The organism is Actinoplanes sp. CA-142083, assembly GCF_050942195.1.
Classification (GTDB): Bacteria; Actinomycetota; Actinomycetes; order Mycobacteriales; family Micromonosporaceae; genus Actinoplanes.
This window is the reverse complement of the sequence record NZ_CP192076.1, coordinates 2,659,020-2,676,595: the sequence shown is the minus strand read 5'-3', so window position 1 is coordinate 2,676,595 and position 17,576 is coordinate 2,659,020. Positions and strand designations below refer to the sequence as shown.

Sequence of the window (17,576 nt, the reverse complement as noted above, 5' to 3'; positions counted from 1 at the left end):
GCGACCACCCGTGATGCCACCTGTGAACCGCCGGTAACTTCAGCCCGCATGTGGGAAGCGGCGAGTTACCCGCTGCCAGAGCCACCCGGCCGGCACCGTGCGGTCATACAGCACGTATTCGCTCACTGCACGGTTGGTCATGGTGTCGGTCAGGGCGCGCCGCGATGCCGGGCTGCCCACGAACAGAATCTGATCACCCGCGGCCAGCCGCTCGTCGTCGTCCGGGCCCAGCACCGCGCCGTCGCCGCGCAGCACCAGCAGGGGCACGGCGGCGACCGGCCGGTCCCGGTCCCGGGGGCTGCGGAGCAGGTCACCGAGGCGGGCGTGGCCGCGCTGCAGCCAGGGGCCGAGCGCCGGGGTCTCCGCGTCGCTCAGGGTGGACTTCCAGACGCTGCCCAGGCGGCTGCCGCAGTGCGCCTGGAGGCGGTCGAGCAATCGCTTCGCCCACGCGTCGCCACGGCCCGGCATCTCCTGCAGGAAGCGCCACAGCAGCGGCGTGCTCAGCTGGGCGTAGATCTCGCGGGCCACCACCTCGGCCGGCACGACCACCCAGTCGACGCCGGCCGCCTCGAACAGCGGCGCGCTGGCCGGACGATTCTGCCGCGCGGCGACGAACAGGCCCGGATTCACCCGGCGAGCCGCGGCGACCAGGGAGAGATTGGTGGTGTCGTTGTCCGTCCCGGCCACGAAGCCGACCGCCTCGCCGGGCCGCGCCTGGCGCAGCACCGCGGGGTCGGAGGCGTCGCCTTCGATCACCGCCGGCTCGTCCTCGTGCTCGCCCAGGTCGATGATCGTGACCTCCAGGTCGTCCGCGCGGAGGTCCTCGACGACCTTGCGGCCGAACCGGCCGTACCCGCAGATCACCCAGCGGCCCGCGGTCGGCATGCGCACCGGTTCCGGAAGCTCCGCGCCCGGGCCGCCGACCAGCCAGGACATCAGCTGGTACGAGGCGGGCGCGTGCAACGCCAGCCGGACGTGATCGCCGAACCGGTCGAAGGGGTTGACCACGGCCGGCGAGCCGAACGCCTGCATCCGATGCTCAATCGCCGGCGACACGGTGCGCGCGATGACCGGCAGACCCGGGCGGATCAGCGCGGCGGTCATCGCCACGACCAGGTTGACCTCGTCGTTGTCGGTCAGCGCCAGCACACCCTCGCAGCGCGGGTGGTTCAGCCCGGCGAAGTCGAGGGTGCGCGGGTCGGCGGCGTCGCCCACCAGCCCCGGCACGTCCGCGTGGTAGGCGTCGATGTCGAGGGCGTCGACCCGCTCGGCCTGCAGGTCCAGCACGACCAGGCGGTGGCCGAGCGAGTCGAGCGCCCGGCCGAGGATCCGCCCGGTCTGCCCGTACCCGGCGAGCAGCAGGAACGGCTCACGGAGCCGGGTCACCGTGCGGGAGAAGCGGCGCAGCGCGATGGCCTGGCGCAACGTGCGGTCCTGCAAGAGCGAGAGCAAGGAGCCGATCGCGTACGCCCAGCCGATGACCGTCAGATAGATGGTGGCCATGACCCACAGCCGCTGTGCGCCGGTGAACGGGTGCGGAAGCTCCCCGTACCCGATCGTCGTGGCCGTGTAGCTCATGAAGTAGAACGCGTCGAAGAAGCTCATCCGGGTGGGCTGCCCGGCCGCGTCCTGCCCCGGGATCATCGTCAGGCCGAGCACGCTGACCGAGAAGATCACGATCAGCACGATCAGCGGCGCCCGCATCCGCCGCAGCAGCAGAAAGATCGTCGGCGACGTCTCGGCGTACCGCGGGGAGAAACGGCGGCGCCGCGACCCCCTCATCGGCGGTGGAAGGTCGTGGTCTCGATCACCAGCAGGACGACCGAGACCAGGTTGGCGAGCAGCGCGCCGCCGGAGAGCGACACCACGCCCGCCATCGCCTCGGCGTCCGGCCCCGCGGAGGAGATCTGCGTGGCGTACGCCCACATCAGCGCGGCCGCGATCAGCTGCAGGTCGGCGACCAGGCTGGTGGCCAGGTGGACCGCGCCGATCTGAGTGCGGTCGCCGAACTTCAGCACGGTCGCGATCAGGCTGACCACCACGGCCGCGAACAGCTCGTAGACGTTGTGCATCGCCGGATCGGAGATCGGGCCGATGAAGAACCCGAGGTTCAGGGTCGCCGCCAGCAGCACGAAGAAGCCGAAAACGACCTTTTCCAGACTCATGAGCGCCCTTCCATGCCGCACAGTATCCCTGCCGGTAGCACGTACGGCAGGCGACACCGGTGATCACCTACGACCGACGCATAGGTGGCGGCGTTTGCGGGTAATCCGCCCCTATGATCCTGAATCTGTTTCGACGCTTCGTCATCATGGCGATCGCCCTTCCCCTGGCCGTGGCCGGCGCCCGCAAGCTCAGCGACGTGATCGAGGCCCGGCGCGGCCCGAGCCGGGGCACCCGGTGGCTGCGGCAGGGTGCGGACACCCTGCAGGGCTTCCGTCCACAGAAGAAGCGCCGGTTCTCCTTCGGGCGCTAGGTTTGTTTGCGTGAGCACAACACAGGGCACCATCGACCTGGGCGGTGACCTCACGGTCAACCGCCTCGGGTTCGGCGCGATGCGCATCACCGGGGACGGCATCTGGGGCGAGCCCAAGAGCCGCGACGAGGCCAGGGCCGTCCTGCGCCGGGTGGTCGAGCTCGGCGTCAACCTCATCGACACCGCCGACTCGTACGGGCCGGACGTCAGCGAGACGCTGATCGCCGAGGCATTGCATCCGTATCCGGAAGACCTGGTGATCGCCACCAAGGGCGGTCTGGTGCGGCCCGGCCCCGGCCAGTGGGTGCCGGACGGGCGGCCGGAGCACCTGCGGCAGGCGCTCGACGGCAGCCTGAGACGGCTGCGGCTCGAGCAGATCCCGCTCTACCAGTTCCACCGGCCCGACCCCAAGGTGCCGCTCGAAGACTCGATCGGGGCGCTGGCCGAGCTCAAGGCGCAGGGCAAGATCCGGCACATCGGCGTCTCCAACGTCACCGAGGAGCAGCTGCGCGCCGCCCAGAGCGTCACTCCGATCGTGTCGATCCAGAACAGGTACAACGCCGACGATCGCCGGTCGGAGTCGCTGGTCGACCTGTGCGAGCAGGAGAGCCTGGTGTTCCTGCCGTGGGCGCCGATCTCCGGCCACGAGGACCAGCCCGCGGTGCGCGCGGCCGCGGAGAAGTACGGCGTCACGGCGTACCAGATCGTCCTGGCCTGGCTCCTGGCCCGATCGCCCTCGATCCTGCCGATCCCGGGGACCGGCTCGGTCGCCCACCTGGAGGAGAACGTCGCGGCGGCGGGCCTGGAGCTGACCCCGGCCGAGGTCGCCGCGATCAGCGGGCTCGGCTAGCGCACCACGACGCCGTTCCGGGGCTGCCTGTCGCGGGGCATGCCCCGGACGATGTCGTTCGTCCCCGAGCCGCACCGCCGGCGGGTGAACGCCCTCCTGATCGCCGGCGCCGGCGGCGTCTGCTTCACGGGCGGGCGGTCGCTCATCGGAAGAACAGCCGCTCGCTCCGGTCCGGGTCGTTGACTACCTTGCAGGTGGCGTCGATCCGCATGGTGGCTCGGTCTCTCGGGGTGTAGGCGGGCCACCTCGGCACCTGGGCCGCGACCGGGTGGCCGTGGCGGGCGAAACCCGCCCACAGCCCGCTCATGTGCCGCGCGGTCGCGAGCTTGCCCGGCAGCTGGCCGGCGGCGACGTTGGCGAACTTCATCGGGATGTCCGAGGCGTGCGGCGAGCCCAACGGGAAGTCGGTGCCGGGCACCAGGGTCGGGTCCGGGTAGGCGAGCTGGTACATGAACACCGGCGCGGCGTGCTGGGCCGCCTTGGCCTCGGCGATCTTGATGGCGTCGCGCCAGATGGGTGCGGTGGTAATGGCGAAGTAGAGCTGTGCGGGGGTCGCGCCGGGGCGGGAGCGGCGGAAGGTGTCGATGACCCGGTCGAGCTCGGCGCCCTGGTAGGTGCCGCCGAGCTCACGGCGCAGGCCGGCCTCGTCGATGCGGAAGATGTCGGGCGGGCCGAAGAGGCTGAAGAACACCATCTCGTCGCGGCAGGTGCCGACCATCAGCGGCTTGCCCGCGGCATAGGGCGCGGCGCCGTCGGCGAAGGGGTGCCGGGGGATGACGTGGCCGTCGACGAAAGCGCCGAAGCCAGGGAGCGGGCCGGGGTCGCCCCAGGGGGCGACGCCGTTGGCGGCCTCCGAGACCTGGATCTCGAGGAGCCGCGACGCCGGGATGTCCCGCAGCTGGGAAACGGTCGCTCCCAACAGGTGCAGGGTGCGCTCGGAGCGGGCGATCGCGCCCTCGCGGGTGGGGAAGCGCAGCGGCGCGGCGCTCTCGATCGACGCCTTGTGGAACAGCGGCGCGGCGGCCGGCATCGTGTAGACGGCCGCGGTCTTGGCTCCGCCGCCGCTCTCGCCCCAGACCATGATGTTGCCGGGGTCGCCGCCGAAGTTCTCGATGTTCTCGCTGGTCCAGCGCAGCGCCGCCAGGATGTCGAGCATCCCCTGGTTGGCGGCGTGACCGTCGCCCAGGTACAGATAGCCGAGCAGGCCCAGCCGGTGGTTGGACTCGACCACCACCACGTCGTAGAGCCGGGCCAGGTGGGTGCCGTCCTGCCCCGTGGCGGAGCCGGAGCCGATCATGTAGCCGCCGCCGTGGTTGTAGAACATCACCGGCCGGCGCTTGCGGTCGGCGGCGGGGGTCCAGATGTTGAGGTAGAGGCAGTCCTCCGAGGGCGCCGGCATCCGGCGGCCGGGTCCCATTTCCGCGCCGGCCACCTGGTACGCCGGGTTGGGGAAGTCCACGGCATCGCGCACACCGGACCAGTGCCGGGGCGGCCGCGGCGCCTGGAACCGGAGTTTGCCGAGCGGCGGGGTGGCGTAGGGCACGCCGAGGAACTTGATGATGCCGTCCTGGCGTCGCCCGCGCACTTTGCCGTGCCGAGTTGCCGCCACGTCCGCCGGCGTGGGCAGCGGCATCGCGGCGGCGATGGACAGCGCCCCGCCGATCATCGTTCTACGCGTTAATCCCATCGGTCCTCGCTTTCATGAAGGCATATGCGCTGGGCTTGGGAGTGCGGGTGAAGTCGTCGCCGATGGCGATCAGGCCGAAGCGAGGCCGGTATCCCTCGCTCCACTCGAAGTTGTCGAAGGCGGACCAGTGCAGGTAGCCGCGCACGTCGACGCCCTCACCGATCGCCTGCCGGACGGCGGCCAGGTGGGTGGTGAGGTAGTCGACGCGCTCCTCGTCGTCGGTGGTGGCGATGCCGTTCTCGCTGACGATCAGCGGCAAGCCGGTGCGGGCGGCCCGGTGCAGCATCTGCCGCAGTCCGTCGGGGTACACCGCCCAGCCCATCTGCGTCAGTTGGCTGCCCGGCGGCGGTGGCGCGAAGAAGGTGGGCACGGCCGGGTCGACCCACTGCTTGCGGTAGTACTGAACGCCGAGCCAGTCGCCGCCGTCGGGAAAGGACAGGGCGTCCAGGTGGCGGTCGACGATCTCGTGCCGCATCACCCGGCACAGCTCCCGGCACGCGTCGTCGTCGCGGGCGGGCGCCAGCAGCGGCAGCTGGACCGCCAGTCCGACACGGCTTTCCGCGTACGCCCGGACGGCGTGCACCGCGGCCAGATGCGCCTCGGTCAGCACGCCGCCCACGCGCTTCCACAGCACCGGATTGGTGATCCCGGGCGGGTGGTAGCCCTCGAGATACCCGTGCAGGGCGACCATCTGCGGTTCGTTGATCGTGCACACGTACGGCATGAGGTCGCCAAGCTCGGCCGCGACCCGGGCGCAGTAGTGGGTGAAGGTCGCGACCGCGTCCGGGCCGAGCCACCCGCCGCGGGCGGCGAACCACCTCGGCAGGGTGAAGTGGTGCAGGGTGACCAGCGCCGTCATCCCGGTGTCGCGCAGCGCGGTCAGCACCCGCCGGTAGTGGGCGAGGGCGGCCCGGCTGAACTCCCCCGGCGCCGGCTCGATGCGCGACCATTCGAGGGAGAGCCGGTGCGCGTTGTGCCCGAGCGACGCCAGCAGCGCGAAGTCGTCGGCGTAGCGGTGGTAGTGGTCGATCCCGTCCCCGGACGACTCCCGGGCGGCCGTTGCCGGGTCGTGCTCGAAGTCCCACCAGTCGTTGTTGACGTTGCCGCCCTCGACCTGGTGAGCCGCGGTGGCACTCCCCCACGGGAAGCCGTCCGGGAAGCCGGTCACGGCGTCAGGACCCGGCCTTGTAGTCGGCGTCCATCGCGGTCAGAACCTTGTCCGGGCTGGACTGGTTGCTGAAGATCTCCTGCAGGCCGCTGAGCATGGTCTGCTGGACCTTGGCGTTGGGCCACAGCTGGTCCATGAACGGCACGGTCTTGTTGTCCTTGACGTACGTGGTGAGCTCGGCCAGGCCCGGGTCGACGGTCGTGCCCGCGCCGGTGAGAGTGGGCAGGCTGCCCTGGGCCTCGTTGAAGGTCTTCATGCCGGCGGGCGACATGACGAACGTGATGAACTTGAGCGCGAGCTCCTTGTTCTTGGCCTTGGCGTTCACGCCGTAGCCGGCGCCCGCCGCGGCGGGCATCAGGAAGCCGGCCGGGTCGTCGGTGGCCGGCAGCGCCTTGATGGTGAACTTGCCGCTCGGGTTCTTTCCCTTCAGCAGCGCGACGACCCAGTTGCCCTGCACGATGCCGAGCGTCTTGCCGGTGGCGGCGAGCGTCTGGCTGGCCTCGTAACTGGTGCCGAGCGGGTTCTTCTGGAAGCAGCCGGCCTTGCTCATCTCCTGGTACTTGGCCATCGCGGTGGTCCACGGCGAGTTGGCGAAGGTGGCCTGGCCGCCCTGCATCTTGGCGTCGAAGTCCTTGTCGGCGCCGTAGACGGTGGTGGCGACCAGCGAGTACAGCACCAGCTGGGTGACCCAGTTGTCCTGGATGCCGAGCGCGTAGGCGGGGGTGCCCTTGGCCGCGGCCGCCTTGCAGAAGGCGAGCAGCTCGGTCCAGGTGCCCGGCGCGGTGAGCCCGGCCTTGGTCATGGCGTCGTCGTTGTAGACCGCGCCGATGCCGTTGAGGCCGAACACCGCGTTGTAGGTCTTGCCGTCGTACTGGGCGACCTTCTTGAACGAGTCGGGCAGCTGCGCGGCCCACGGCTGGTCGGAGAGGTCGAGCAGATAGCCGGGCTTCGCCAGGACGTACGTGGCGCCGGGATTGCCGTTGCCGGGCCAGACGGTCATCACGTCGGGGGCGGTGCCGGAGGACAGCTGCGTACGGATCTGCTGCTGGTACTGGTCGGCGCCGGCGGTGGTGAGGTTGACGGTGACGCCGGGGTTGGCGGCCTTGAAGGCGTCGACGACCTTCTCGATCGAGCCCTGGTCGACCGAGGCGATGGTCAGTGTCTTGTTGTCGCCGCCACCGCCGGAGTTGGCGTTGGTGCCACCACTGCAGGCGGCAAGGGTGGCGGCGGTCAATGCGGCCACAAGGATGCGTGCTCTCATGATTTCTCCTAGGTCCGAGCGGTGAAGGTGAAGCGGCCGGACGTCAGCCGGAGGGTGGCCCCGGCGGTCGGTGCCCCGTGCTCGTCGCGGATGCTGCCGGGGTCGGAGGCGGGGATCTCGAGGACGGCGGTGCTGCCCGGCGGCACCGTGGCGGTCACGGTGAGCCGGTCGCCGGCGATCGACCAGCCGCAGGCGGGGTACGGGATCATCCTTTGAGTCCTCCGGCGAAGCCGTTGATGATGCTGCGTTGCAGGGCGAGGTAGACCGCCAGCACCGGGACGATGCTGATCAGCAGGGCGGCGAAAACGAGGTTCCAGTCGGAGACGTACTGGCCGAAGAAGCCGGCGATGGCGACCGGCATGGTCTGGTTGGTGCTGCCGGACAGGTAGAGCAGCGGCGTGAAGAAGTCGTTCCAGACGCTGACCGCGTTCAGGACCAGCGCGGTGACCGTGATCGGTTTGAGCATCGGGAAGACGACGTACCGGAAGCTCTCGAGCGGGGTGCAGCCGTCGATGAAGGCGGCGTCCTCGAAGTCGCGGGGCAGGGCCCGGAGGAAACCGACGTAGAGGAACGTCGTGAACGGGACCTGCAGGCCGGAGTAGAACAGCACCAGCGCCCACACCGAGCCGAGCAGTCCGAGATCGCGGATCGTCTGGTAGAGCGGCAGCGAGGCGAGCTGGAACGGCAGGATCAGGCCGAGCATGATCAGCAAGAAGGTGCCGCGGGACCAGTGGGCGGTCGACCGCGCGAGGGGGTAGGCCGCGAGCGCCGACACCGCCAGGACGATCAGCACGCTGACCGCGGTGACCACCAGGCTGTTGATCAGGGCGCCGCCGAGGCCGCCCTGCTGCCAGGCCTGCCCGAAGTTGTCCAGCGTCGGCGAGGTGGTCGGGCGGATCGGCGAGGACGTGTCCGACGACGGCCGCAGGGCCAGGTTGACCAGCACGTACACCGGGAAGGCGAACGCGATCGCGACCGCGGCCATGACGATCTCGAGGAGCAGGGTGCGCTTGGTGTAGCGGTTCACGACGCCGCCCTCTCGTTGCGGGACAGGACGGTGTACTGGCCCGCGGAGGCGATCGCGACGATGACCGTCAGCACGACGGCGAGGGCGATGCTGTAGCCGAACTCGCCGAGCGTGAACGCGTCCTTGTAGATCAGGGTGGAGATGGTGTCGGTCGCGTGCCCGGGGCCGCCGCCGGTGAGCGCGTACACCTGGTCGAACAGCTTGATCCCGCCGATGATCGACAGCATCAGGTTGATCGTGATGGCCGGCGCGAGCAGCGGGCGGACGACGTACCAGAAGCGGCGGAAGGGCCCGGTGCCGTCGAGCGCGGCGGCCTCGTAGATCTCGCGGGGGATCGACTGCAGCCCGGCCAGGAAGATCACCATCGAGTAGCCGGCGAACTGCCACACGATGACCAGCACGATCATCCACAGCGCCAGGCGCGGGTTGCCGAGCCAGTCCTGCTGCCACGAGCTCAGCCCGACCGCGCCGAGCAGGCTGTTGACGGCGCCGTCCGGGCCCAGCAGGTTGCGCCACAGGTAGGCGGTGACGATCGGGGTGACCACGGCCGGGGCGAACAGCAGCACCCGCAGGAAGTTCCTGGTCTTGATCATCGTGTTGACCCCGAGGGCCAGCAGCAGGCCGATCCCGTTCTGGATGATCGTGATGGCGACCGCGATGAGGATCGTGTGCCACACCGCCTGCAGCGCGTCGGCATCGTCCAGCATGTCGGCGAAGTTCTGAAGGCCGACGAAGGCGAACGAGGGGTCGAGGCCGTCCCAGTCGGTGAAGGCGTAGTAGACGCCCCGGGCGCTCGGCACCAGCACGACGAACGCGAACAGGAGCATGGCCGGGAGGACGAACCACCAGGGCGGAACTGTCCGGCGCCGCGATCGCGTCGCGGGCACGGCCCGGGCCGTGGGTGGGGCTTTCAGATCGATTGTCACGGGAACCCACTTCGTTGAAGCGTTTCACGACGGGCGGCCGCAGCGGCCGGCGGAGTGTGGGTAACGTTTTCCAAAATGTTTCGCCGACCTTAGAAGCAGATGACGAAAATCGTCAAGAGGAGGGTGTGTAACGTTTTACAAGACGGGGTGATCAGTACGCTCAACCCGGTAAACCCCCGCAGCACGAGGAGGTCCGGTGCCGAGATCAGCGCCCCGGCGGGTCACGATCATCGACGTCGCGCGGCACGCCCAGGTGTCCACCACGGCCGTCTCCAAGGTGCTGCGCAACGCGTACGGGGCCAGCCCCGCCATGCGCGCCAAGGTGCAGCAGGCCATCACCGAGCTCGGGTACCGCCCGTCCGCCGCGGCCCGGGGGCTGCGCGGGCAGACGTACACGATCGGCGTGATGTTGCCCGAGCTGCGCAACCTGTTCTTCGCCGACATCCTCGACGGCATCACCGCCCAGCTCGGCGGCACCGACTACCAGGTGCTGCTCGCCCCCGGCTGCAACGGCGAGAAGGAGGAAGCCCGGGTCATCGAGGCGATGATCGACCGCAACATGGACGGGCTGGTCCTGATCGCCCCGGTCTCCTCGCGAACCCGGCTGAACTCGGTCGCGCGCAGCGTGCCGACGGTGGTGGTGGGCCGGCACGGGTCGTCCGCCACCTACGACACGGTCACCGACGACGACGTGGCCGGCGCGGCCCTGGTCGTGGAGCACCTCGCCGGCCTGGGCCACCGCCGGATCGCGCACATCGAGCATCACGAGACCGACCCGGTGCGGCTGGTCGAGATGCCCAACGCCCAGCGCGCCAACGGCTACCGGGAGTCGATGCGCGCGCACGGCCTCGCCGACGAGATCGACATCGCCTCGACCACGTACACCCATGAGGGCGGCTACCTCGGCGCCAAGGAGCTGCTCGCCCGCCCGCGGCGGCCCACCGCGATCTTCGCCGGCGCGGACGTGGTCGCCCTCGGCGCGCTGGAGGCCGTCGCCGAGGCGGGGCTGTCCGTGCCCGGCGGCATCTCGGTGGTCGGTTACGACAACAGCGCGCTCGCGGCGTTCGGCCCGGTCTCGCTGACCAGCGTCGACCAGGACGGCCGGCAGATGGGCGCCAACGCGGCCCGGCTGCTGGTGGACCGGATCGGCGAGCACGACCGCCGGACGGTGCAGGTCAAGCTCTCCCCCACGCTGGTCGTCCGACGCACGTCGGGCCCCGTTGGGTAACGTTGCCCTTGACTGGCAGCGTCATCTCCCCCTAACTTCCAAGGAACTTGGGAAACGTTTCCCATCCGAGTGAAACGTTACAAGAGAAGGGAACGACGTTGTCTCGTCATGCCCTCATTCCCGCGCTGGCCGTCGGGCTGGTGCTCGCCGCAGCGCCGCCCGCCACGGCCTCCCCACACTCCTGGAAGTCCTACGTCCTCGGCCCGGCGTCGACCCAGGTCACCGCGATCCGCACCGAGGGACGCGGCCTGGTGACGCACCACGGCCGAACGACGACCTTGACCACCGTCGCCGGCCGGACTCCCGCGTCGATCGTGCTCGACTTCGGCACCGACATCGCCGGCACTCCCCGCCTCGACATCGCCAAGGTCAGCGGGCCGGCGACACTGTCCCTGATCACCGGCGAGGCCCGGCAGTACCTGCGCCGCCCGGCCGCCACCACGACCACCGCCGACGCCCCGGCCGGCGCCACCCAGGTGACGGTCGCGTCCGCCACCGGCCTCGAGGTCGGCAACACCATCACGTTCGGCGGTGCTCAACCTCGTACGATCATCGGGTTTGACGCCACCGCTCGCACCATCGACCTGGACCGATCGCTCGACCAGGCGGTCGCCGCAGGCGCCGCCGTCGCCACCACGCCCGGAGCGCCGGCCTCCGACGAGTCGCGCGGGCTGGCCGGCGTCGGCGGACCCGACACGCTGCAGGTCACCGCGCCCGGCCCGATCGCCGGCGGATTCCACGGCGGGTTCCGGTTCATCCTGCTCACGCTGACCACGCCCGGCACCGTCACGCTGTCCGGGCTCACCGTCGACTTCCAGGCCTACCACGCCACCGCGCGCGACTACCGCGGCTGGTTCCTGTCGAGCGACGACCAGCTCAACCGCATGTGGTACTCCGGCGCCTACACCCTGCAGCTCAACATGAAGCCGGCCGGCCTCAACGGGCTGCCCGACGCCCGCATCTACGACGGCGCCAAGCGCGACCGCAGCATCTGGACCGGCGACCTGCTCGTGCAGGGACCCACCATCATCAACACCCTGGGCGACGTCGGCGCCGCGTACCTCAAGTCCTCGCTGGACGCGCTGTTCGCCACCCAGCGCGCCGACGGCGCCCTGCCCGGCTCGCCGGACTTCGCCAAGCGCACCTCGCCGGCCGGGTCGCCGCTGTTCTATTCGAACAACTACTCCGGGTACGGCGCCCGCGCAGCCATCGACTACTACCGCTACACCGGCGATCGCGACTACATCGTGGGGCTGCTGCCGAGCCTGCGCCGCGAGCTGGCCTACAACGACACCTTCCGCACCGCGAACAACCTGGTGGCCTCCAACGACCGCGACTTCTGGCAGGCCACTCAGACCGGCGAGGTCACGAAGTACAGCATCGACTACTACATCCTGCTGCGGGAGATGGCCTGGCTCGAGCGGACCGTCGGCTCCCCTGCCGACGCCACGATCTACGACGCCAAGGCCGACGCCATCAAGACCGCGGTCAACGCGCGCCTCTGGAATCCGGCCCTCGGCGCCTACGGGCAGAGCACCGACCACCCGGGCGTCATGGTCGAGGACGCCAACGCCCTCGCCCTGCAATACGACTTCGTCCCCGCCGACCGGCGGGCAAGCGTGCTGCGAGCGCTGCATTCCTTGTGGACGCCGTACGGCGCGATCCTCGGTCCGGGGCTGCAGGACCCGACCGGGCACACGATCGAGCCGTTCGGCAACGGCATGGAGACCGCCGGCCGCTTCGCCGTCAACGACGTCGACGGCGCACTTTCTTTGATGCGCCGCACCTGGGGGCCGATGGTCGACCCGCGGAACCCGCTCTACACCGGCGGGCTGTGGGAGTTCAAGAACAACGACGGCGGCGTCAACCGCGCGACCGCCAGCCTCGCCCACGGCTGGGCCGCCTCCCCGACGGTGCAGCTGACCCAGCAGGTGCTCGGCGTCAGCCCGGTCGGCGCCGGCTACTCGACCTGGCTGATCCAGCCCCGGCCCGGCCGGCTGGCGTGGGCCAAGGGGGTCGTGCCGACGAAGTACGGCGACATCAGCGCCGCCTGGACGTCGAGCGGTCATCGGTTCGAGCTGCGCGTCACCACCCCGCGCCACACCTCCGGCACCATCGCGGTCCCGGCCGGCAAGGTCTTCGTGAACGGCCACGCCGTGCGGCCAACGGTCATCGACGGCTACGCCCGGCTGATCGTGCGCGGCGGCACCTGCACCGTGACGGTCCTCCGATGACCGCCGGCGCCCTCGACCTCATGCGCCGCCTCTGGGGGACCGGCGGCCAGGTCTGAATGCCACTGTCCTCGGCGTCGGCGGCCAGCACGGCCATGAGGCCGGGCGCCACCTATCTGCAGCGCGACGGCCTCTTCGACGTCTACTCCGTCGGAGCGGGCACCTTCGAGTTCAGTTCCACCGCGTGAGCGTCGTGGGGCTTCCGGAGTCGCAGGCCCCGGAGGCCCCATGCCATCGCCGTGATCAGGGTGATCAGCTCGATCAGCGGCAGCCGGTCGGCCGGGAAGAACGACAGGCAGACCAGGCCGGCCATGCTCGCCCACGCCCACAGGCTCACCGCGTACGGCAGCCGCCGTGCCACCACGAACAGGATCACCACCTGCTCGGCCAGGACGGCGGGATGCCACGAGAACGGGGTGTGGTGATGGGCCTGGACCGCGGCGCCCGTGATCACCGAGGCCAGCCAGACCAGCCGCCAGGCGAGCAGCGGCCGCGTCACGACCAGCGCCATGGGCACGGCCAGGGCCAGGCCGCCGAGCGCGCACAGCACCCAGGGCAGGCCGGACTTCAGATCCAGGTACGTCGTGCCGCCGTACGCGAGATAGGCCGCCGCCGCGACGGCCGGAACCATGGCGATGCGCCAGCGGCCGGGCCGCGGCGGATCGGCGCCGATGAGGAAAGCAACAAGGGATCTCATGCCGCGGAGCGTAAGTACCGGATCCGGTGCCGGTCGTCACACCGCGGAGCCAATCTCTACCCCCTACCGCAGAGCTAGGGTCGGGATCATGCCTCTTGTCCTCTCCCTGCTCGATCTCGCGCCGGTGCAGCGCGGCCGGTCGGTGCGGGAAAGTTTCGCGGCCTCGGTGGAGCTGGCCCGGGCGGCCGAGCGCAGCGGTTTCCGCCGGGTCTGGTACGCCGAGCACCACAACATGCCGACCATCGCCTCGTCGGCCACGAGCGTGCTCATCGGCCACATCGCCGACCGCACCGAGTCGATCCGGCTCGGCGCCGGCGGCATCATGCTGCCCAACCACTCGCCGCTGGTGATCGCCGAGCAGTTCGGCACGCTCGCCGCGCTGCACCCCGGGCGCATCGACCTGGGCCTGGGCCGGGCGCCGGGCAGCGACCAGAACACGCAGTTCGCATTGCGCCGCGACCCCACCGCGGCCGACACGTTCCCCGACGACGTGTTGGAGCTGCAGGGCTACCTCACCGGCAAGAGCCGGGTGCCGGGCGTGCAGGCGGTGCCGCGGGCCGACGAGGTGGTCCCGCTGTACATCCTCGGGTCGTCGCTGTTCGGCGCGCGGCTCGCGGCCCAGCTGGGCCTGCCGTACGCGTTCGCCTCGCACTTCGCCCCCGACGCGCTGCACCCGGCGGTGGAGCTCTACCGCGACACCTTCAAGCCGTCCGAGCAGCTCGCCGAGCCCTACGTGATCGCCGGCGTGAACGTCTTCGCCGCCGAGGACCGCGACGTCGCGGCCGAGCAGATGAAGGTGGCCTACCGGGCGCGCACCCGGGCGTTCATCTCGCGCGGCGGGGTCGGGCGCAACTTCACCGACGCCGAGATCGACGAGTTCCTGGCCTCGCCGAACGGCGCCCAGCTGGCGTCGATGACCCGTTACAGCGTCGCCGGCACCCCCGAGGAGGTCCGCGACTACCTGACGGCTTTCGCGGCCGGCGTGCACGCCGACGAGGTGATCACGACGCATCAGGCGCCCGAGACGGCGGACCGCGTGCGCTCGATCGAGCTGACCGGCGCGGCACTGGCGGCCATTGACCGGGTGTGATGCCATGGGCCGGTGTTACGGGGGGCTTTCGAGTGCCGCGCGCTGGTCGAACCGGTCGCGCTGGCGGAGGCCAAAGGGCTTCAGGCTGACGCGTACGTCCGGAGCGGGCACCTCCCCGCGGCGGCGCTGACGCGCGAGGGCTGGCTGCCGTGGCACGACCGCGCGGCCGCCCACCGGGTCCGCTGGTTCGGGACGTACGACGCCGGCGGCCGGCTCGTCGCCGTGGCCACGAAGGTCAGCGGCGGGTCGCTGCCCACTCTGCGGTTGATGGGCGACGACCGGCCGGCGGCGCTCGACGGGTGCCCGTCCGAGCTGATAGCCGAGCCGTCCGGGGTGGCCAAGGCGCCGCACGTGCCGCTGATCGCCACCCTGCACCTGTACCGGGCGATCTATCACGACAGCGTGCGCCGCGGCGACCGGCTCTGGGTGATGAGCGTGATCCCGGCGGTGCGGGCGACCCTCGAGCGGGTCCTGCCCGGCGCGGTCACCGTCGGGGCCCGGCCGATCCGGCTCGCCGGCGCCTATCCCGGCGTGCGCGCCGAGACGGTCGTCTATCCGGCGTGGGGCGCGGTGGACGGCTTCACGGCGCAGATCCGGGCCGCCGGCAACGACGAGGTCGCGGACTTCATGGACGACGGGATCCGGGTGTGAACACCGCCCTGTGGGACGTCTATGCCCGCTGCTACGACGCGGTCGCGCGGCTGCGCCCGTACGAGAAAATGGTCTTGGAAATTGCCCGGGAAGTGCCGGAGCGGCCCGGGCGCGTGCTCGACGCGGGCTGCGGCACCGGAAACCTGACGCGCGCGCTGGCCGCGAAACACCCCCGCGAAATCGTGGCGGCCGATCTGTCGGCTGCGATGCTGCGCCGCTCGCAGCGCAAGAACCCGGGCGCCACGTACGTGCGCGCCGACCTCGACGGCGACCTGGCCGAGGTGAGCGGCGTCTTCGACGTGATCGTCTGCGGGCACGTGCTCTACGCCCTCGCCGACCCGGCACGCACGCTCGCCACGCTGAAGAGCCGCCTCGCGCCGGGCGGCCGGCTGGTGCTCACCACCCCGCGCGCCGGCGCCCGGATGGGCCCGATCGTGCGCGAGCACGGCATCCTCGCGCTGTGGCGCTTCATCCTGCCGCTGCTGGTCGTGGGCGTCATCAACGCTCGGATCCTGCGCACGTCGTCCTACCATTTCCTGACCCGAGACGAGCTGAGCGGCCTGCTCGGGGCCGCCGAGATCCGCCCGACCTACAGCGGACAATCGTGGCTAGCGGTCTACTCGACCGGGCCGGAATTGGACCTGACGAATGGCTCGCGGTTGTCCTAGCGTCGTGGGCATGCCGATCGGATATGCCATCCCCGTCGCGCTGCTGGCGTTCTGCACCGCCACCGCCATCGTCGCGCCGCGGCCGCCGCACACGACGCCGTCGCACTGGAGTTTCTGGGTGACGCTCCAGATCAACGAGCTGCCGTTCGTCGGCATCTACATCCTGGTGGCGATCAGCGCGCTCGCCTTCGCGCAGGGCGACCTCGACTCACCCGGCGGGCTGGAGGTGCTCGGCTTCGCGGTGCTCACCGTGGTGGGGCTGGCGGTGCTGATCGAGCGGGCGTTGCGCACCCCGGCGGCGTTCGGCCTCACGTTCGGGCGCCGGCCGTGGGCGCACATCCTGCTCGCGCCGACGGTCAAGCGCCGCCGGGACGTCGCGCTGGTGCGCAATATTCCGTACGGCGACGCCGGCAAGCACAACCTGCTCGACGTGTACCACCGCCGGGATCGCCGCGGCGGCGGGCCGGTCCTGGTGTTCTTCCACGGTGGCGGCTTCCGCATGGGCAGCAAGAACCGGGAGGCGCGCGCCATGCTCAACCAGCTCGCCGCGCGGGGGTGGGTGTGCGTGAACGCCAACTACCGCCTCGCGCCGGCGAGCTTTCCCGACCACCACGTCGACGGCAAGAAGGTCGTCGCGTGGGTGCGGTCGCACATCGGCGAGTACGGCGGCGATCCCCGTACGATCATCGCCTCCGGCAGCTCGGCCGGCGGCCACATGGCCGCGATGCTCGCGCTGACGCCGAACGACCCGGCGTTCCAGCCCGGCTTCGAGGGCGAGAACACCGCAATCGACGCGGCGATCGGCTTCGGCGGTTACTACGGCCGCATCGCCGGCCCGGGATCGTCCCCTTTGGACCACATCGGAGAGGCGCCGCCGTTCCTGGTCGTGCACGGCGCCAACGACAGCCTGACGCTGGTCGAGGATGCCCGCGACTTCGCCGGCCGGCTGCGCGCGGCGAGCTCGCAGCCGGTCCGATACGTCGAGCTGCCCGGCGGCCAGCACGGCTTCGACCTGTACTACTCGCTGCGCTACAGCTACGTCATCGAGGCGGTGGCAGCGTTCGGAGAAAGCGTGCGACAGCCTCCGTCCAGCTAGCCCGCGCCTCGTCGTTGAGCTCCGGCGACGGCAGGCCCAGCTGGGCCGCGATGAGCGAGGCGGTGCCGTTGGGCTTCGGCTCGCTGGTCACGATGATCTGCGAGCCGCCGGCGCCCTTGACCCGCCAGGTGATGCGGCGCTCGGTGCCGCTCACCTTGGGCTCGCCCTCGATCGCGCCGGCCACGAACTCGTCGGCCGGCGCGAAAGCGACCCAGGCCTCCATCAGCTCCGGCATGCCGAGCTTGGTGGACCGGCTGACGCTCATCTGGAACGTTCCATCGGGGCGCTGGCCGGGGATGCGGCGGCCGATGTACTGCTCGTACGCGGTAGTCACCGCCTGCGTCCACCAGCCGAGCGGCTCGATGCCGGTGCCCTCGAGCTCGTAGAACACCTTGACCGCGATGGCCTTGTGGTCGAGCTCGCTCGCGCCGGCGCGCTCCATGAACGCCAGCCACTCGTCCCACGAGCGCTTGGTGGCCCGCTCGACGGGCCCGATCCGGGAGTTCATGCCCCGCATTGT

General features: G+C 70.7%; 18 protein-coding genes. 8 read left to right on the top strand and 10 right to left on the bottom strand.

Annotated elements, in window-relative coordinates; translation table 11 throughout:
- Positions 1-39: 39 nt before the first annotated feature.
- Together ACQPZX_RS12670 and ACQPZX_RS12665 are read right to left on the bottom strand one after the other, a co-directional pair.
- Positions 40-1,782: a potassium channel family protein gene (locus ACQPZX_RS12670; protein WP_433378983.1), complete on the bottom strand. Its 1,743-nt coding sequence runs from the start codon at positions 1,780-1,782 to the stop codon at positions 40-42.
- Positions 1,779-2,165: a DUF6394 family protein gene (locus ACQPZX_RS12665; protein ID WP_433378980.1), complete on the bottom strand. Its 387-nt coding sequence runs from the start codon at positions 2,163-2,165 to the stop codon at positions 1,779-1,781. Before ACQPZX_RS12665 ends, ACQPZX_RS12670 begins: the two co-directional genes overlap by 4 nt.
- A gap of 146 nt (positions 2,166-2,311) precedes the next feature.
- On the opposite strand from ACQPZX_RS12665, the gene ACQPZX_RS12660 reads away from it, so the two are divergent.
- The gene (locus ACQPZX_RS12660; RefSeq protein ID WP_433378977.1) at positions 2,312-2,476 is read left to right on the top strand and encodes a hypothetical protein; all 165 of its coding nucleotides are present in this window, start codon (positions 2,312-2,314) and stop codon (positions 2,474-2,476) included.
- A gap of 10 nt (positions 2,477-2,486) precedes the next feature.
- Positions 2,487-3,326, top strand: coding sequence for an aldo/keto reductase (locus tag ACQPZX_RS12655; protein ID WP_433378974.1), 840 nt, complete (start codon positions 2,487-2,489; stop codon positions 3,324-3,326).
- A 142-nt stretch (positions 3,327-3,468) separates the two neighbouring features.
- On the opposite strand, the gene ACQPZX_RS12650 is transcribed toward ACQPZX_RS12655, so the two are convergent.
- The 6 genes from ACQPZX_RS12650 to ACQPZX_RS12625 are packed head-to-tail and all read right to left on the bottom strand — an operon-like array spanning position 3,469 to position 9,395.
- On the bottom strand, positions 3,469-5,013 hold the full coding sequence (locus ACQPZX_RS12650; RefSeq protein ID WP_433378971.1) for a carboxylesterase/lipase family protein: 1,545 nt from the start codon (positions 5,011-5,013) through the stop codon (positions 3,469-3,471).
- A complete protein-coding gene (locus tag ACQPZX_RS12645; protein WP_433378968.1) occupies positions 4,997-6,181 on the bottom strand; it encodes a glycoside hydrolase family 1 protein in 1,185 nt (394 codons plus the stop codon). Before ACQPZX_RS12645 ends, ACQPZX_RS12650 begins: the two co-directional genes overlap by 17 nt.
- Positions 6,182-6,185: 4 nt before the next feature.
- Entirely contained in the window at positions 6,186-7,442 is a 1,257-nt protein-coding gene (locus ACQPZX_RS12640) for an ABC transporter substrate-binding protein (RefSeq protein WP_433378965.1), read from the bottom strand.
- An 8-nt stretch (positions 7,443-7,450) separates the two neighbouring features.
- Complete coding sequence (locus ACQPZX_RS12635) at positions 7,451-7,651, bottom strand: alpha-L-rhamnosidase C-terminal domain-containing protein (protein WP_433378962.1); 201 nt, start codon at positions 7,649-7,651, stop codon at positions 7,451-7,453.
- Positions 7,648-8,469, bottom strand: a complete 822-nt coding sequence (locus ACQPZX_RS12630; protein ID WP_433378959.1) for a carbohydrate ABC transporter permease — start codon at positions 8,467-8,469, stop codon at positions 7,648-7,650. The genes ACQPZX_RS12635 and ACQPZX_RS12630 overlap by 4 nt, the downstream gene beginning before the upstream one ends.
- Positions 8,466-9,395, bottom strand: a complete 930-nt coding sequence (locus tag ACQPZX_RS12625; RefSeq protein WP_433378956.1) for a carbohydrate ABC transporter permease — start codon at positions 9,393-9,395, stop codon at positions 8,466-8,468. The genes ACQPZX_RS12630 and ACQPZX_RS12625 overlap by 4 nt, the downstream gene beginning before the upstream one ends.
- Before the next feature lie 196 nt (positions 9,396-9,591).
- On the opposite strand from ACQPZX_RS12625, the gene ACQPZX_RS12620 reads away from it, so the two are divergent.
- A complete protein-coding gene (locus ACQPZX_RS12620) occupies positions 9,592-10,623 on the top strand; it encodes a LacI family DNA-binding transcriptional regulator (RefSeq protein WP_433378953.1) in 1,032 nt (343 codons plus the stop codon).
- Between the two features lie 98 nt (positions 10,624-10,721).
- Positions 10,722-12,857 (top strand): alpha-L-rhamnosidase C-terminal domain-containing protein, encoded by a 2,136-nt coding sequence (locus tag ACQPZX_RS12615; protein WP_433378951.1) that lies wholly within the window; start codon positions 10,722-10,724, stop codon positions 12,855-12,857.
- A 139-nt stretch (positions 12,858-12,996) separates the two neighbouring features.
- Here ACQPZX_RS12615 and ACQPZX_RS12610 read toward each other — a convergent pair whose 3' ends face one another.
- The gene (locus tag ACQPZX_RS12610; RefSeq protein WP_433378948.1) at positions 12,997-13,551 is read right to left on the bottom strand and encodes a hypothetical protein; all 555 of its coding nucleotides are present in this window, start codon (positions 13,549-13,551) and stop codon (positions 12,997-12,999) included.
- Between the two features lie 88 nt (positions 13,552-13,639).
- Between ACQPZX_RS12610 and ACQPZX_RS12605 the strand changes: the two genes are divergently transcribed.
- The 4 genes from ACQPZX_RS12605 to ACQPZX_RS12590 are packed head-to-tail and all read left to right on the top strand — an operon-like array spanning position 13,640 to position 17,056.
- Entirely contained in the window at positions 13,640-14,641 is a 1,002-nt protein-coding gene (locus ACQPZX_RS12605) for an LLM class flavin-dependent oxidoreductase (protein ID WP_433378945.1), read from the top strand.
- A 12-nt stretch (positions 14,642-14,653) separates the two neighbouring features.
- The gene (locus ACQPZX_RS12600) at positions 14,654-15,292 is read left to right on the top strand and encodes a hypothetical protein (RefSeq protein ID WP_433378942.1); all 639 of its coding nucleotides are present in this window, start codon (positions 14,654-14,656) and stop codon (positions 15,290-15,292) included.
- On the top strand, positions 15,289-15,960 hold the full coding sequence (locus ACQPZX_RS12595) for a class I SAM-dependent methyltransferase (RefSeq protein WP_433378939.1): 672 nt from the start codon (positions 15,289-15,291) through the stop codon (positions 15,958-15,960). Before ACQPZX_RS12600 ends, ACQPZX_RS12595 begins: the two co-directional genes overlap by 4 nt.
- Positions 15,961-15,970: 10 nt before the next feature.
- The gene (locus ACQPZX_RS12590; RefSeq protein ID WP_433378936.1) at positions 15,971-17,056 is read left to right on the top strand and encodes an alpha/beta hydrolase; all 1,086 of its coding nucleotides are present in this window, start codon (positions 15,971-15,973) and stop codon (positions 17,054-17,056) included.
- Here the strand turns inward: ACQPZX_RS12590 and ACQPZX_RS12585 are convergent.
- Entirely contained in the window at positions 17,001-17,564 is a 564-nt protein-coding gene (locus ACQPZX_RS12585) for a hypothetical protein (protein WP_433378933.1), read from the bottom strand. The genes ACQPZX_RS12590 and ACQPZX_RS12585 overlap by 56 nt on opposite strands.
- Positions 17,565-17,576 lie beyond the last annotated feature (12 nt).

Bases quoted from the DNA above. Each gene is read 5' to 3' on its own strand.
- ACQPZX_RS12670 (WP_433378983.1), bottom strand. From the start codon at position 1,782: ATGAGGGGGTCGCGGCGCCGCCGTTTCTCCCCGCGGTACGCCGAGACG.
- ACQPZX_RS12665 (WP_433378980.1), bottom strand. From the start codon at position 2,165: ATGAGTCTGGAAAAGGTCGTTTTCGGCTTCTTCGTGCTGCTGGCGGCG.
- ACQPZX_RS12660 (WP_433378977.1), top strand. From the start codon at position 2,312: ATGGCGATCGCCCTTCCCCTGGCCGTGGCCGGCGCCCGCAAGCTCAGC.
- ACQPZX_RS12650 (WP_433378971.1), bottom strand. From the start codon at position 5,013: ATGGGATTAACGCGTAGAACGATGATCGGCGGGGCGCTGTCCATCGCC.
- ACQPZX_RS12640 (WP_433378965.1), bottom strand. From the start codon at position 7,442: ATGAGAGCACGCATCCTTGTGGCCGCATTGACCGCCGCCACCCTTGCC.
- ACQPZX_RS12635 (WP_433378962.1), bottom strand. From the start codon at position 7,651: ATGATCCCGTACCCCGCCTGCGGCTGGTCGATCGCCGGCGACCGGCTC.
- ACQPZX_RS12610 (WP_433378948.1), bottom strand. From the start codon at position 13,551: ATGAGATCCCTTGTTGCTTTCCTCATCGGCGCCGATCCGCCGCGGCCC.
- ACQPZX_RS12605 (WP_433378945.1), top strand. From the start codon at position 13,640: ATGCCTCTTGTCCTCTCCCTGCTCGATCTCGCGCCGGTGCAGCGCGGC.
- ACQPZX_RS12590 (WP_433378936.1), top strand. From the start codon at position 15,971: ATGCCGATCGGATATGCCATCCCCGTCGCGCTGCTGGCGTTCTGCACC.
- ACQPZX_RS12585 (WP_433378933.1), bottom strand. From the start codon at position 17,564: ATGAACTCCCGGATCGGGCCCGTCGAGCGGGCCACCAAGCGCTCGTGG.